This window comes from Psychrobacillus psychrotolerans, assembly GCF_900115805.1.
Classification (GTDB): Bacteria; Bacillota; Bacilli; order Bacillales_A; family Planococcaceae; genus Psychrobacillus; species Psychrobacillus psychrotolerans.
This window is the reverse complement of record NZ_FOXU01000002.1, coordinates 142,117-158,912: the sequence shown is the minus strand read 5'-3', so window position 1 is coordinate 158,912 and position 16,796 is coordinate 142,117. Positions and strand designations below refer to the sequence as shown.

General features: G+C 36.3%; 12 protein-coding genes. 3 read left to right on the top strand and 9 right to left on the bottom strand.

Annotated elements, in window-relative coordinates:
- Positions 1–20: 20 nt before the first annotated feature.
- The gene (locus BM260_RS05875; protein WP_093536048.1) at positions 21–866 is read left to right on the top strand and encodes a DUF1028 domain-containing protein; all 846 of its coding nucleotides are present in this window, start codon (positions 21–23) and stop codon (positions 864–866) included.
- Between the two features lie 100 nt (positions 867–966).
- Here BM260_RS05875 and BM260_RS05870 read toward each other — a convergent pair whose 3' ends face one another.
- From BM260_RS05870 to BM260_RS05840, 7 genes are all read right to left on the bottom strand, one after another.
- Complete coding sequence (locus tag BM260_RS05870; protein ID WP_093536046.1) at positions 967–4,686, bottom strand: DUF6359 domain-containing protein; 3,720 nt, start codon at positions 4,684–4,686, stop codon at positions 967–969.
- A 365-nt stretch (positions 4,687–5,051) separates the two neighbouring features.
- Positions 5,052–5,966 carry a hydroxymethylglutaryl-CoA lyase gene (locus BM260_RS05865; RefSeq protein ID WP_093536043.1) on the bottom strand — a complete coding sequence of 305 codons (915 nt, stop codon included), beginning with the start codon at positions 5,964–5,966 and terminating at the stop codon, positions 5,052–5,054.
- Between the two features lie 18 nt (positions 5,967–5,984).
- Positions 5,985–7,340, bottom strand: a complete 1,356-nt coding sequence (locus BM260_RS05860) for a tripartite tricarboxylate transporter permease (RefSeq protein ID WP_093536041.1) — start codon at positions 7,338–7,340, stop codon at positions 5,985–5,987.
- Complete coding sequence (locus tag BM260_RS05855; RefSeq protein ID WP_093536039.1) at positions 7,337–7,783, bottom strand: hypothetical protein; 447 nt, start codon at positions 7,781–7,783, stop codon at positions 7,337–7,339. Before BM260_RS05855 ends, BM260_RS05860 begins: the two co-directional genes overlap by 4 nt.
- A gap of 1 nt (position 7,784) precedes the next feature.
- The gene (locus BM260_RS05850) at positions 7,785–9,053 is read right to left on the bottom strand and encodes a hydroxymethylglutaryl-CoA reductase, degradative (RefSeq protein WP_093536037.1); all 1,269 of its coding nucleotides are present in this window, start codon (positions 9,051–9,053) and stop codon (positions 7,785–7,787) included.
- A gap of 199 nt (positions 9,054–9,252) precedes the next feature.
- Entirely contained in the window at positions 9,253–9,798 is a 546-nt protein-coding gene (locus BM260_RS05845; protein ID WP_245762666.1) for a helix-turn-helix domain-containing protein, read from the bottom strand.
- Between the two features lie 269 nt (positions 9,799–10,067).
- Positions 10,068–10,565, bottom strand: a complete 498-nt coding sequence (locus tag BM260_RS05840) for a TspO/MBR family protein (protein ID WP_093536033.1) — start codon at positions 10,563–10,565, stop codon at positions 10,068–10,070.
- A gap of 134 nt (positions 10,566–10,699) precedes the next feature.
- Between BM260_RS05840 and BM260_RS05835 the strand changes: the two genes are divergently transcribed.
- Together BM260_RS05835 and BM260_RS05830 are read left to right on the top strand one after the other, a co-directional pair.
- On the top strand, positions 10,700–12,088 hold the full coding sequence (locus BM260_RS05835) for a bifunctional metallophosphatase/5'-nucleotidase (protein WP_093536031.1): 1,389 nt from the start codon (positions 10,700–10,702) through the stop codon (positions 12,086–12,088).
- 29 nt (positions 12,089–12,117) lie between these two features.
- Entirely contained in the window at positions 12,118–13,143 is a 1,026-nt protein-coding gene (locus tag BM260_RS05830) for a DmpA family aminopeptidase (RefSeq protein WP_093536716.1), read from the top strand.
- 177 nt (positions 13,144–13,320) lie between these two features.
- On the opposite strand, the gene BM260_RS05825 is transcribed toward BM260_RS05830, so the two are convergent.
- Entirely contained in the window at positions 13,321–15,459 is a 2,139-nt protein-coding gene (locus BM260_RS05825; protein WP_093536029.1) for a type IA DNA topoisomerase, read from the bottom strand.
- 443 nt (positions 15,460–15,902) lie between these two features.
- Positions 15,903–16,577, bottom strand: a complete 675-nt coding sequence (locus BM260_RS05820; protein WP_093536027.1) for a Crp/Fnr family transcriptional regulator — start codon at positions 16,575–16,577, stop codon at positions 15,903–15,905.
- Positions 16,578–16,796 lie beyond the last annotated feature (219 nt).

The window sequence follows — 16,796 nt, the reverse complement described above, 5'->3', positions numbered from 1 at the left end:
GAGTGAAAAGGGGTATGCAAATGACATTTTCCATTGTTGGCTTCGATCCGCAAACAAAAGAATTAGGAGTTGCCGTTGCTTCCAAGTTTTTGTGTGTGGGAGCAGTTGTCCCATTTGCAAAAGCGGGTGTAGGAGCAATTGCGACCCAGTCTTGGGCTAATTTAGATTATGGCATCGATGGCTTGGACATGCTACAAGATGGCATGTCACCGGAAGAAGTTCTAAAAGAGTTGGTAGCGAATGATGAAAAGTCAGGCGCTAGACAAGTTGGTATAGTGGATGCAAGTGGTCGTAGTGCCATATATACTGGAGAAGATTGTATTGAATGGGCAGGAGGATTTGCAGGAACACACTTTGCAATTCAAGGGAACATATTGGTCAATGAAGATACAGTTCAGGCGATGAAGACAGTTTTCCTCCAACATGAGGGAGCTTTTGCGGAACGCCTATTAGCTGCATTACAAGCTGGAGAAAGTGCAGGAGGAGATAAAAGAGGTAAACAGTCTGCTGCTTTGTTAATAGTAAAAGAAAATGGTAGTTATGGAGGCTACACGGACCGGTATATCGATCTTCGAGTGGATGATCATGCTGATCCCGTGAAAGAATTAGCAAGGCTCTTAAAGCTACATCAACTATATTTTACAGAAACAGTTCCAGAGGATATTGTGGCTATTGAAGGAATGTTAGCAAATGAGATTCAAAATATGTTATATGAAAATGGTTTTTTAGACAGGGATCTTACGGAAATGGATGACTTATTGGATGCTATTCATTCTTATCACCTAATTGAAAATTTTGATGAACGAGTGCAAGAAAGAGGTTATATCGATACTAAAGTTATAGAATTCATGCGTATTAATAAGTAGGAATACAAAAATGGTGGTGTAAAAAGACTATCAAACCTTATATAATTTGAAAAAGAAAACGAGGGTCATAACGTTTGTTATGACCCTCGTTATTTAATATCTACTTAATCTTTTTGAACTTCCACTTTTTAGACTTTTGGTCGTAGTAAGCGGCTTCCTTAGTTCCTTTTTTCCCTTCAGTAGTGATGATAAAATAATCAGTAAATCCTTTTGTGATTTTTTGGTTACTGCTATCAAGGAAATTCATATCTTTAAGTTTCAAGTCGTCCTTAACTTTATGATTATTTTTTTCCTTTAGTAACCCTGGTGGTACATGGTAATCCAAGTGCAAAGTAAATTGCCCACTTGCTGCAAGTACATCAAAGTTCTTTGCAGTTATCGAGAATGTCCCATTCATAAGATTAATAACAACGTCTTTATTTGTAGCGTTAATCTTGCTTGAAGCTGCTTCTGTAAAACGGATTTTAACATCTCCAGCATTATGCATCACAGAGCCATCCACCGTAATAATACTTTTTGAAGTATCTACTTTATCTTCAGTAATAATAGTTTCTCCATTATTTGCCGTATGGACAGTTACTTTAATCGTTACTGAATTGTCACCATACGTTGCTGTAATAATTGTTGTCCCACTTGACTTAGCGGTAATTTCACCTTTGTTTACGGAAATAATTTTGCTATTAAAACCGCTATAGTTAGCTTTTTGTGTAACATCCTCAGTTGTATTTGAGCCCTCAGTTGTTTCAGTTAGCTTAATATTAGCTTTTTTGCCTTTTTCTAATTCAAATGCTGTTTTATTTGCTGTAAGAGTCTTAGTAACCGGCTCGTTCAAATCCACTTGAATAAGAACTGGGTCATGGTCGGAAGCACGTCCATGAATGTCCATATAGTTAGCATTAATGTGAATCATATCTACTTCAGTTTTATTTGCTAGATTATTTGTAACTAGAACATGGTCAAGTACTTGGTTATTCCCTTGGTAGAAATAGGAGAAACGCTCACCCACAGGTACTTTTTCTACCATATTTGTTAAGATGTCACCTTTTAGTGCAGCAAGTGTTGGGGTGAATTCGAAATCATTCATATCTCCAGCAACGATTACATTTAAATCTGGATTCTTTTCTATACCAGATTGGATAAATTGGTTAATCATCGTAGCTAACTCAATTCTTTCTGCCTCAGAGCCAAGGAATGGAGGTTGGTTTTTTCCGTATAATGGCTGGTCTCCACCTTTAGAATTTAAATGAGCACCAATTACTACTACTTTCTCTCCTTGGAACTCAAATTGTGCAGCTAATGGCTTACGTGTATTTTTTTGTGGTAAGTCAAGAATTCTGCCAGGATTCAAAGTGAGGTTTCCAGCTTCGTCCCATGCTACTTTATCAGTGGAACCTCCTTTTACTCCTTCGGAAAGGGATACGCGATTAGGGTTGTACAAGTAACCAACACGAATATTCCCACCAGGTTGTCCACCATCTTGGTCGTACTCCGGTGCTATATCGGTCCAAGCGTAAGCTGGTCCACCAGCAGCTACAATTGCTGTGATTAACCTTTGATAGCTTGCCGAGGCATCTGTATTTCCAGATGCGGTAGGGCCATCGTTATCTTGAACTTCTACAAGAGTGATAATATCAGGTGATTTCATGTTCTCCACAAAAGACTTGGCAATTCTCGCTACTTTTTCATCAGGGGTGTTTTCAGTGTTTGTTGAAAAGTTTTCAACATTGTATGCTGCAACAGTTAATTTATCTTCGTTAGGTTCGATATTTGTCACTACATTTGGTTTTTCAACTCGAGTAATTGGAGGTAGAGTAGACTCCTCAGCCCAAAGCTTGAAATTACCAAAGCCGAAGCCCATCACTCCCACAATGTCCCCAGTATAATAATCACCTGATTTAGCATCATATTTTTCATTTCCTGTTAATACTAATATTCTCTCAGGATTATAGTCATTTGCAGAAATGTTTACTCCGCCTAATACATTGAACTGTGTGTTCGTAGAATTTCCTGCAATTACAGGTATTTCTCCATATTCTTGCGGTCCAATAACTTTTGCATCTGGTACAGCTATACGCATCAATTCAATGGATTCCCAAAAATCTATTCCATCTTCTAATGGATCGAACGTAGTTAAACTATCATTATCAATTATTTCGGTTGGAGGAAAAATATCTTCACCAATTACTAAAGGTTCGGGTAATTCTGCTGTTCCAGATTTGGTAGCCGAAGTTGCACGAATTCTAGTAATAGGAAGATCATTTGCTTTCATATCTGAATAGCCCTCGTAGTACCATTCCTCCACGGATCCTGCTACTGTAACTAAGTCTCCAACTGCTAAACCATTAGAAGCCTTATTGACGATTAATGCTTCTGATGTAGTATTGTCATCATCGGCATTAACATCTTGAATGACAAAGTTTGCTGAATTGTAGAGATGAGTTACAACACCAGTAATCTCTTGAACTGTTGCACCTTCATAATTTGAGAAGTGGGATAGTCCCTGAATATCACGAATTGATAGGTTATTTGTTTTTAACACATCAAATGTAAAAGAAAATACTTCTGATGTTGTATCGGTAACAGCTATGGCCTTAATCGTCGTATTCGTTAATAAAGTAATTGGTCCAGTATATAGCATGCTTTCAGTAGAAGGTGTTGACCCATCTAGTGTGTAATAGATGGCTGCACCATCGATTGGAGTAAATAAAGAAATTTCAGTTCCTTCTGATATTGTCCCAGGGAATATATCCGTGTAGACTGCAGGTTTATTCACTAAGTTAAAGCTGTCTAAACCGAGTGTTTTTACTTGATAAGTTGTATTGAATTTAGACGCGATACCAGAAACATTAACTAAATCGCCTGCTTTATAGCGTTGAACAAACGTATTGTAGTCAAGACCATTTCTATTGTCATTTCGAATAACAACAGACTCTCCATTTTCGTGTGTTGCAGTAAATTCGAATGTTCCATAGTCATTGATTTTAGTCAAATTATTAATTATTACATTATTCAAATTTACTCGTTCACCTTGAGTCTCTTCATTGACTCCCGCTGGTGTAATCATTTGTTCTAGTGGTAATTCATTGCTTGAGGAAACTTTTGATATTTTAGTAGGTTGAATTTGTAATTCTCCACTGTATGGACTAACTTTACCTTCCAGCTCAATGACATCACCAGGATTTACATCTGCCGAAGAGGTAAATACATAAATACCTGCCGACGTGTCTTGAAGATAGAAGGCATTGCCGCCCCAATACCCCATCCCAGTAGTGACAGTTCCGGTGATTTTAACTAATTTGTCCGGGTTAGTAATTACTCGAGCTGCAGCAATATTTTCCAACACCTCTACTTCTGGAGATTCAGGTGGAGTTTCTCCATCAGAGATTATCGTGTAAGCAGTTGGACTTTTTAGACCTGGAACAGAAAAGTAAGCTTCTAATGATCCAGTTACCGTTACTTCTGCTTTTAAGTTTTCAGGATGATCTTTTAGATTCAGTGCTGTTCGAAGTGCTCCAGTCGGTAATTGAACCGGTAAAATATTAGATGGATTTGTTTCATTTGGTGAATCTGCTAATCCAATATTTGTAGCTACTGTAAAAGGAGCTTCCTGATCATAGGAAGTTCCAGAATTAGCAGTTCCCACGATATATCCTTGAACTGTCGCGGTCCCTGTGTTATTTGAAATTGCTTCTGAGACGCTAATAGGTTCTGCAGCTTGAACACTAGGTGCAATTATAAATGGGACAAACATGGAAACTAATAATATGAGGGAAACGGCAACCTTATTACAAGCATGATTCCAAAGACTCTTTTTTATCATTTTATCCACTCCTAAACAAATTTATATTTCGGATAGATTATAGCAAAAGAAAATGACAGGTTTGAGGGAAAATTGTAAAAATTAGAATATCTCCTTAAAAACAGGTAAGAAGTAGTTGGAGTAATTTATTCTCTGATAAAAAATAACTAATAACTATTGAATATAAAGAACTGGAAAAATAAAATTTATGTCGTTGCAAAGTTGCGTGTAAATTTAAGGTGTTTGGTAATTATATAATTGCTATAAACTAGAAAAATGATGAAAGTTAAGGGGAGTGTAGCAGGTATTAGTAAGGAAGAAAAAAGTACCAAGTATCAGCCATTTGATACTTGGTACTAGAAATTAGTCAATTTATTCTCTTTTCATTATTTATGTTGAGATTCATAGTATTTCACACTATAGCTATCTAAAGGTTTTTGAAGTTTACTTTGTATATACAGTGCGGCTGCGTTGAGTTTTTTTTGATCTATATTTGTTTCAATACCCATATTTGTGAGCATATAATTTAAGTCATCAGTTGCCAAGTTGCCTGATGCTCCTGGAGCATAAGGACATCCACCTAAACCACCCAGAGAGCTATCGAATTTAGAAATACCCATTTCCAATGAAGCCAGTGCATTTGCTAAAGCAGTTCCTCGGGTATTATGAAAATGCATTGCAATACTATCTGCGGGGTATCGTTTAAGAAGTTGCTCTAAAACTTGCTTCACTTGAACGGGATTAGCAATCCCAATTGTGTCACCTAATGATAATTCATTTATACCCATTTCAAATAGGGAATCTGCTAATCGTATTACCTGATCAGTTTCTATATTTCCTTCATAAGGGCAACCGAAAACTGTGGAAATATATCCTCGAATTGTTTTCTTATTGGAAATACTTTCTTTAACAACTTCCGATAAGACAATCTCTGTTTCTGAAATAGTTTTATTAATATTTTTCTTATTATGAGTCTCACTTGCAGAGATGAAAACAGCGACTTCATCAATACCACTCTCTAAGGCGCGGAATAACCCTTTTGTATTTGGAACAAGGGCAGCATAAGTGACGTCTGGATTTTTCTTAATATGTTTTGCAACATACTCTGCATCCGAAAGTGCAGGAATCCAAGTAGGATTTACAAAAGAAGTTACTTCTATATAATTTAAACCTGAATTAGATAAGTGATCTATCCATTGTATTTTCTCATCTGTTGGAATAAATTTGCTTTCATTTTGTAATCCATCACGTGGTCCTACTTCTCTAATGCTTACACTTTTAGGAAACCTGGGTGTTGTCATATTAAAAACTCCTTTTACTTATATTCCGAAGAGCGTCATCATAATCCAAGTTGACGCATAGAAAATCATAAATTGTACACCAGCGCCAATTCCAAGAATGCGATTTAGAAGACCACCAACTGCTGCCACTGTGAACGTAAGTACAATACCAACAAGTTGTGCTTCGTGGAAGGCAAGTAAACAAGCAAGTCCAATGAACATAGCAACAATAGCTTCTTGACTTACAAGCTTCATCACTAGTACAGAAGCTTTTCTTGCATAGTTCATAGAAAAAGGATAGGCGATTAACGAAGCGATAATGAGTCCAATTGCACCGTAAAGGAAAAACTCCCATGAAGTTAGGTAGGTATGCAAATTATTTATAGGGTCAACAGTGAATACTGGTGGTGCATTAAATAATGGTGACCCTGGACCAAGAGCAACAGGACTTAGTGGAATCCCAAAAGCTATTAATGGGATGATTACTTCTGCGATATACGTAGACTCTGTTACCCCATTCATTACTGCTAAACTAGTAGTAGACTTCTTATAGGCACCTTTTGTACGGGAACCGACAATTTCACCCATTAGGGAAGTCATTCCTACAGGACTAAAAACAAAAGTAAGAGAAGAAATAAAAGTTGTAATGGAAGTGAATACTTGTTGTCTTCCAGTTAAAATTTTTAAAGGGTTCGGAAAGTATCCTTTCCACGTTTTTGTTTCAGGAGCCAGATGATATTCTTTAGCTTTATCTCTTTCAATAGTCTTTCTAGCGCTAGAGGAGGTCGCGAATAAAAGATCACAAAAAATTGGACCTATAGCAATTCCTAAAAAGAAACTGATAGATAAATGCTTATCGAGTATGCTAAAACTCACTAAATCTAAACTTTTAATAAAGAAAGCGAATGGAATAATCATTAAAATACTTACCCATTTACCTTTAGAGAAAAAGGCGATTAGAATAGCAGCTAGTGTAAAAATTATTCCTGTTGATGACTTGAAGAAGTCAGCGAATTGACCCAAAAACTGGCCTAATAGAACAGCAGTTGGTAAAGCAATGAATGCACCAATAATTCCACCTGAAATCATTTTCCTAAGTGCTATATGTGGCATACCCATTCTTCTTAAAGTGTTCGCATGATCTATTAATGGAACAGCTGTAGTATCACCGGGTATACCCATTAATGCAGTTGGTACGGCATGTGTAAGATGTTTTGCTAGAACTGCTGCCATAAAAAATGAAAAAACTGCAGCTGGAGGTGCACCAAGAAGGATTACTAACAAAGTAAGTGGGACCATAATAGCTGTCTCATCAGTACCAGATATCAATCCTATTAAAGAGAAGACAATTGCACCAAGTAATGCAAATAAAATAGCTGTAATTAGTAAACTCATTTCTTCTGCTCCTCTCTAAGTGCAAGAAAACTATTTAAAACTCCGAATTCTTCCAATTCTTTCTTAGTGATTGGATCATTTTCGATTAGTTCTAATTCTTCTAGAGGATCTAATTGTAAATCTTCAAAAACTTGTTTCATACTTTCAGAAGAAGTTTCTTCTTCAACTAATATTCTTTTTGGTTTAAAAAGAATGGAACAAAGTACTAAAGAGAAAACACTACCTAAAATCCCAATAAGCAATGAGTAAGAAGCTACCATACTTTCACTAGCGATAGAAGGGAGTAACCAAAGGCCAATATTGTAACCTCCTAAACTAATGCCTACGCTTATTAAAACCGCAAAAAGTAATTGATTTGGTAGAATTGTATCTCCAAGTATTTCTAAATATGTTTTTGTTTTTTTATTCAAATCAGTAGTTGGTGATTTATGGTTATCTGCCATCCTATTCACCTCTTTGAGTTGCTTTCGTTATTTCTAAGATACGGTCATATCTAAGGTCTTTCTCTTTGACAGCTTGTGCGACGATTCTATCTATATCTGATTTTTTTGCGCCAGCCATTACCGCTAAGTTTCTAGCATGTAAAGACATGTGACCTCTTTGAATACCTTCAGCAGATAAGGCCCGTAATGCTGCAGCATTCTGTGCTAGTCCTGCAGCTGCTATACAACCTGCAAGTTCTTCAGCAGAGCTAGCTCCCATTACTTTAAGGGCAGCTTGTGCCACCGGATGTGTTTTCGTTGCACCACCAACAATCCCAACAGCCATTGGTAACTCAATAGAACCGGATAAGTTGCCATCCGCATTTATTTCCCATTTTGTTAAAGATTTATATTGTCCAGATATAGAAGCATAGGCATGTGCTCCAGCTTCTACTGCACGAGTATCGTTTCCAGTTGCCAAGACTACAGCAGAAATTCCATTCATTATTCCTTTGTTGTGTGTAGTTGCTCGATAAGGATCATAATCTGCAAATTCGAAAGCGCTTACAATGTTATCCACAACCTCTTTGCCACCAAGTGCCTCTGTTGAAAAAATTGCTCTTGCGCGAACAAGTCTAAGGTCTGCTAAATTAGATATTATTTTTAATACAACCTTACCACCAGTAATTGTCTCAATAGTTGGAGAGACTGCTTCTGCCATTGTGTTAACAGCATTTGCACCCATTGCATCTTTTGTATCTACAATTAGATGAATTACTAACATTATTTGAGAGTTGGTTGGAATAATATGAACTTCTATATCCTTAGCCCCTCCACCCAATGAAACCAATGTTGGATCTTGGACATTACAATAAGCTAAAATTTCATCTTTATGTTCAAAGATTTTGGCTTTTGCAGCATAAGGATCTGCTACATTTAATACCTGAATTTGACCACGCATGATTGTTCCACTCATTGACGTGAAAAAACCACCATGGTCATAACTTGCTTTTGCTGCATTACTAGCAGCAGCTACAACAGAAGGTTCTTCCGTAGCCATTGGGATAAACATATCTTTTCCATTAATTTTAAAGTTGGTTGCAATCCCAAGTGGAATTCCTATTTGTCCAATTACGTTTTCTATCATTGAGTCTGCTAAATCCATCGAAAGTGGATTCTCCCCAGATAAATGCTTTAACTGATCATCTGTTAAATTGCGACCTTCCGTAACAATATCAAATCTTTCTTTAGGTGATAAACGATAAAATCCTGGAACTCTTGTGTTTGACATGACATACACCCCTTATTTTTGTGTAATAGCATTCAACCTAGTTGAATGCTATTACACAAAAATACATTAATAATTATTACTTGTAAATACCAAATCTAAAATTTATTCAGAAATCGAAGTAAATTCAAAAAATAGAGAAATAATTATTAATGAGGACTAGTAAGTATGAGAAAGGTAAAAATACGGGCAGTTCCATAAATTAAAGTGGGGTATTTTGTATAAAAAATGTCAGTACTTTTGCTTCCTTGTTCTTATCTGCAGAAATAAAAATATGAGGAGTGTTTCCTTCGAAATAAGCACTATCACCCTGTTCCAAGTAATGTAACTCCCCATCATAATAAAGGTTGATCGATCCGTTTAGAATATAAATAAACTCGTCTTCACTATGGGTAAATGGCGTTACATATTCAGCTTCAGGTAGGACGGTGACTATTACTGGTTCTACTTTACTAAAGCGAGGACGATTTGCGAGCGCTTCATAAGTATAGCCAATGTCTTTATTTCCGATTTTTAATTTTTTATCCTTGCTTTTCACTATGGATAATTTATTGTGAAGATTGGACTCTAAGAACCAAGACAAGGGAGTATCTAGCTCTTGTGCTATTTTTGATAGAGTTGCCACAGCAGGGGCGGCTTGTCCATTTTCTATTTTTGAAATATGACTTTTCGTAAGACTGCATCTTTCGGCTAGTTCTTGTTGAGTTAAAGTATTATTTAACCTAGCTTCCTTAACCTTTTTTCCAATAGTATGTTGAAGATAAATGGGACTCTCCTCCTAAATAATTTAAAACCTATAATAATCATATAATACATTAATTACTCTCATTTGTAATTCTTTCATCGGTAAATTTACAGCTAGATTATTGTGTGAATTTGTTCATTTACTGTAAAGAATTAAAATTTATCATATTAGTTCTTAGACTATTTAAGTAGTACAGAAATATTGAGGGGAAGAAGGTAAGGGTCCTGATTTTAGCCGGGACCCATACATAGAATTCATGCATACTAAAGAATTTATTTATTCAATTTCCATACGGAATAATTCAGACCAAGTGCAAAGGTAACCCATCCTACATAAGGCATCATTAAAACTCCTGCAGTATTGTCCAATTTCTGAAACTCATACGCAGTTAACGCAATGGATGCTAGCATAAGGCTGATTTCTACAAGTGCAGTTCCTCGTAAGCCCCAACGGAAAAATAGGAATGACCATAAAAAATTTAAACCTAATTGTAAGTCGTATAGGGGGATAGCTGGTGTGTCCGTTCTCATATCTTTCACCTTTTGGTCTACACGATATTTAGCAATTCCCATTGTTGCGTAAAGAGTGGTCCATACAATCGGAAAGACTGCCCCAGGGGGTGAAAATGATGGCTGTTTTAGTTTTTTATATTTTTCTTGGGCATTTTTATTGGCAATCCAACCTGTGATAGAGCCACCAACCACCGGTATAAGAATACTAAGTGCTAATTTCTTTTTGTTTATCCGACCATTCACTTGTAGTAATTCCATTTTACAACCTCCTAGTTCTATTTATTATTTCATTCCCTAAACACTCCGGAATAATCTATATTGGTAAAAATAAATAATTAGAAAAATTAGAATATGGTATAATTATCAAGGGAAATCTGACTAGGGGTGTATAAATGAGACTTAAAATTATTCATACTAATGATGTACATAGTAATTTCGAGAACTATAAAAAAGTAGTTACGTTAATAAATCAACATAAAGATGAGAATACAATTGTTTTAGATGGCGGAGATTTTGCTGATTTTAAAAGCATTGAGCTCCAAGGAACTAAAGGTATGGCAGCTATAGAGTTATTAGAAGCTGGTAGCTACGATGCGATTACAATAGGTAACAATGAGATGTTCAATGGAATAGATACTCTAGAGAATATGGCGAGTAATAGTCCTATTCCTTTTATAAGTAATAACTTGTATAAAAAAGATCGTTCTCATATAAGTGGTGTTAAATCTAGTATTATTTTAGAAAAAAACAGGCTTCGAATTCTCCTTACGGGATCTTCTCCCGATATGGGAGTATTTAATGAAGGATTAGGTATTTATATGACTGATTACACGAATGCTATAAAAGAAGAAATAACCAATAATGAAGGTAATTATGACATATGTATATTACTCAGCCATGTAGGTACTTTTGCAGATGAACTGCTTGCTAAAGAGATTAAAGAGATTGATATTATTGTTTCTGCACATGATCATAAATTATTTGAACAGGCACAGGTTATTAATAAGACATTTATGAATAGTGCAGGGAATTATGGAGAACATATAGGTATTATGGAAATAGAAATAGACGGTGGAACAGTACATCTTCTCCATTCACAGACTATCTCTACAAAGGATATACAAGAGAGTGAACAGATAGACTCTATTTTAAGGTTAAATAAAGAAAGAGCTGTAAAAGTTTTAAGTGAACCTTTGTATTCACTAGAACATTCTTTATGGCATGACGTAGTGGAAGAGAACCCTATTTCTAACCTAATAGCTGACGGATTGAAGGATATGTTAGGTACAGAAATTGGTCTTATTAATAGTGGTATTTGTAATGCGGGAATATTTCATGAAATGACAGAAAAAAAACTTATAGAGATATGTCCTTCTCCGTTAAATCCAACTTCCTTTGAAATTCAAGGTAAGTATCTAAAAGAAGCTTTAGAGCAATCGTTAGATTCTCAAGTATGTCTGGCAGATGGAAGAGGTCCAGGATTTAGAGGACGATTTGTCGGGAGGCTGCATGCATCAGGACTTCAAATAGAACATGATGGGGAGCAAATTCATTCAATCTATGTAAATGACGAAATATTAGAAGATGATAAATGGTATTTAGTAGGTAGCTCTGATTATTTACAAAGAGGTTCTGGATATCCCTGTCTTGCGAACAATCGAAATGAAAAATACTTAGCAGAAGAAATAAAAGATGTTCTTCGTTTATATGGTGAAAAATTAGACTTTTGCGAGGAGTCTTTTAGTCATAAATGGAAAGAAGTCTCTAAAATAAGGGGATAGAAAACGTGGAGCCTAAAAAAATTAGACAAATGGGAGTGACAATAGGAAGACTCCCTGTTGGGAAAAAGAACTGCATAACAGATGTACAAGATGTTAAAGTCGGACATATTACATTAGATAGCTCACTTGGAGGAGGAGAATATGCCTGTACAGGAGTCACAGCAATCTTGCCTCATGGGGGTAATTTATTTCAACAGAAAGTAGTTGGGGCGAGTTACATTCTAAATGGTTTTGGAAAAACCACAGGACTTATACAAGTGAACGAACTTGGCTTAATTGAATCACCTATCATGCTGACGAATACATTTGGTATTCCAGCGGTTGCGCAGGGAACTTTAGAGTATATGCTAGAAAGAAATCCTACAATAGGGGATTCTACTGGGACTATTAATATAGTGGTAGGAGAGTGCAATGACAGTAGGTTAAATTCAATTCGAAAGCTACCTATTGAACCGAAGCATGCGATTGAGTGTATTCAAAATGCTTCGTCAGAAACTTCACCTGAAGGAGCTGTTGGTGCAGGTAAAGGGATGATTTGCTTTGGTTATAAAGGGGGCATTGGTTCCTCTTCACGTATTGTTCAAGTTAGTGATACAGTCTATACTATCGGTTGTATGGTCCTTAGTAACTTCGGAAGAAAAGAGGAATTCCAAGCTTCACGGTATTTGGTGAATGAAAATGTGAATGTTCCAAACTTTCCTGAGCCTGCTGATGGTTCAATCATGATTGTATTGGCAACAGACGCACCTTTAAGCAATAGACAACTTACTCGACTTGCTAAGCGATGTGGGGTAGGGCTTGGTAGAACTGGTAGTCATTTTAGTAATGGTAGTGGTGATATCGTCATAGCTTTTTCGACTGCTCATAAAATTCAACACAGTTTGGAAGAAAGTGTGGAGACAAGGCAGCAATTAAGAGATGATCATCCCATTATGAATGACTTATTCCAAGGAGTGGCAGAGGTTACGGAAGAGGCGATTTTAAATTCTTTGTCACAGGCCGAAACCACAACAGGGAGAAATGGAACTGTCGTATATCCGTACCCGTTTGAATGAATAAAGGCTGATCTTCGTTATGAAGATCAGCCTTTTCAATAGTAGTGACTTCTCAAACCAGGTATTTGATAATAATCGATCGACCACAGGTCAAAATCGATTGATGTCCCTAAATAATCGATCGATCAACGCCGATAATCTATTGATGCCTCCGAAAAATCGATCGACCACTAAAAATTAGTCTTTTTTAAACTCTAATTTTATCTTACCTTCAACAAAAGTTAAGCTCGCATCAAACTTTTGACCGTTTTCAGCTTCAAATCCCTTGATCACGTTTGTTTTTCCTTTAGTGCAAAGCAGTTTTATTTGGCTAGCGGTTATTTTTTTCTTTAAAAAGTAGCCATTAAAGGTCTGGGTGCAACCATTTTTGTATTCTGTACATCCGTAAAAGCTCTTATGTGCAATGATGGACCCTTTTTGACATTTAGGACATGTTACTATTGGATCTCTCTTAAATTTAGAGTCATACTTTGAAGCCCGAGGCGCTAGCTTTATATTAATCTGCTTTGTTTTTAATTGGTTTGGAACCTCGTCCATCAAGCTTTGGATAAACTTAGCGATACTACCTAGAAAACGATCCATCGAGCCTTCTCCGTTTCCAATTTTACGTAAATAGGTTTCCCATTTAGCGGTCATAGATGGACTAGCGAGAAGATTACCTTCAATAGCCTGACAGAGGACGCGTCCTTTATCGGTTATAGAAACTATATTTTTCGTTACACTAATATAGCCATGGCGTTTTATCGTTTCTATAATTCCGCTTCGAGTTGCTTCTGTACCGAGACCTTCCACTTCTTTTAAGATTTCAGTTTCCATTTTATCCTCTACAAGCTTCCCACAGGTTTTCATCATGGCAATAAGCTGGCCTTCCGTATATGGCTTCGGAGGCAGCGTTTTCCCTTCTTTTATACCAATATTACTTTCTACCTTTTCCTGTACCTGTAGAGGTGGGAGAGGTTGTTCTTCTTTATCCTTAGTTGAGCGAGAGAATAATGCTTTCCATCCTTGATCTCGTTCCGTTTTTCCAGTTGTGAAAAAGGCTAAACCATTCACCTCTGTTGTAACCTTTGTTTCTGTATATAAGTAATCGGTATGAAACATACCCAATGTAGTACGGACAATCTCTTCATAGAGATTTCGCTCAATATTTGAAAGTCCTGCTAATTTTGCAGGTGTCGGGAGCTTCTTCGTTGGAATAATAGCATAATGCTCCTGAACTTTCGAGCTATCGACATATCGTTTTTTAGGAGCTAGTGAAGCTACTTCAAAAGGATGTCCAATGATTTGTTGATAAGCAGAAACCTGAGCCGCTATATAGGAAAATTCGTTTGGCGTAATATGTCTTGCATCAGTTCTCGGATAAGAAACTAACTTTTTCTCATAAAGACCCTGCATTGTCTTCAGTACATCTGCAGGACTCGTTTTCCATAATCGATTGGCGGTAGCCTGTAGTGTCGACAATGAATGAAGCTGAGGTGGTGGTATCCGCTTATCGACTTTTTCTATTGAACTAATTACTCCAGGAGAGTTAGGTTGAATATTATGTTGGGAAAGGAGTTCTCGAATCTTTTCTCTGTTGGAATCTTTCGCTTTTGCTTTCCCTTTATATTCCCCCTTTTCTGCCTGGAAAGTTGCCTCTATCTCATAAAAAGGCTCCGATACAAATTGTTCGATTTCTCTTTGACGTTGATATATCAAAAATATAGTCGGTGATTGAACCCGTCCTATAGGAAATACCTCTTTAATACCTTGTTGCTGCAACAGAAGTGAATATAATCTGGATCCATTCATGCCTACTAACCAGTCACTAATTTGACGAGCCTTGGCCTCATCGTATAATAAAAGATCTTTACGATTATCTTGTAAATTACTAAAACCCTTCAGTACTTCATCTACTTCCAATGAATTAATCCATAAGCGTTTAATCAATTGTCCACGGGCACCACTTTGATTGTATATACTATAGAAAATATTGGACCCTTCACGGTCTACGTCACAAGCATTAATAACAGTATCAGTAGATTTAAGTAATTTTTTTACTACGGAAAATTGCTTGAATTTCCCTTTGGCAACTTGAAATTCATAGCTATCTGGCAAAATAGGCAAACTAGCTAATGACCATTTATTCCATTTTGGATCATATGCTTTTGGTTCTTTAAGTTCAACGAGATGACCAATTCCCCATGTAATATAGGCTCCCTCTGGAAAAATAGGGCATGGATTGATTTCTATGTATCCTTCGTGACGTTTTACTTTAAAAGCATCTGCATATGCCTTTGCCTGACTAGGCTTTTCAGCAAGAATTACTGGCTTCATGACAAGACCTCTTTCACTGGTAAAAATGATAGTTCTACTATTATCGCATAGATTTAGAAGCATTTCTAATCCATGGTTAGGATGAAAGGTAAATGTAAACTATGTGGATTTTCTTTGTTTTCCGAGTAATTTAGAGTATATATACGGGGCGCAGTCTTTTTTTATGCAGGAAATGTAAACATGAGCGGGAGGTACTGATTTTATATTGCAGTCAAATAAAAGGAGTGTAAAAAGTGTAAACGTGTGGATTTGATACCTGGAGATATAGATATATAACATTCAAAGATGTATTTAAAGATTAGAATACTACTGATAACATGAAAACTAATTTAGAAATTATTTTCGCAGGGAAGAACAATCTCACTATTAGGATTCACTGGAAATGAAGAACTGAACTTCTTAAAATATGATGGTGCTTTGTAAACTGAATTTTGGTTACTGAATCAGTAAACAAAATCCAGATTACAGTTGAGTTTGAGGGCTTCTGGATCTAATACTTCAATGCAATTTCGAGATGTTTTAATGATTCTCTGGTCACGTAATTTTTTTAGGGAACGGGCAACCTCTAGCCTTGTTTCTCCAATAATCTCACCTATTTCTCGCTGGGTAAGGTTTATACCTATCTTGTTTAAGTAGTGGTTGTACATGTAAACGATATTGCAGGTCTTAACAAAGGCTGAATCATAGCTGAGGGTAACCGACTCATGCATAAATAGATTAGAGTGCATAATGACATAATCTAGCATAGTGATGCTAAGATCGGGATTCTCCTTCAGTGCTTGATAGAAATCCTTTGGTCGGATGCGAATCGTATTAATATCGGTGATTGCAGTTATCATAAAGAAATCAACATCAATATGGAATTTACCATTAATAGGTCTGCTTAAGGAGTAGGGGCAAATGGAACCTTCCCCGTGAAAGCAAATCGTCTTGCTGTCGCCTTCAATGTGGTTGACTGATAATTTAAAGATTCCACTTTCTACATAGTACAAGTATAAAGTATCAAGATTATTCGTTATGACACTGCCTTTCTCCAGTAAGTACTTCTCCCCAATTTCTAATAAGAGAGGCTTAAATTCTGTAAACTGATCCTCGAAAAAAAGATTATTTTTTCCCACAATGTTCAATTCCCCCTCTATAAATTTTTCTATGCAAATTGCAGTAATGACAATTGTTTATTACAAAGGAACCTATAAAAACGATACTCATTTCATTCATTATACTAATTTTGCTCTCCAATATCTCTTTACTTTCGTAATTTATAGAATTAATAAAAAACAGATGTATCAAATGATATAGAAAACGCTTTCACGGTTTTGGTAATCTATAATTACTAA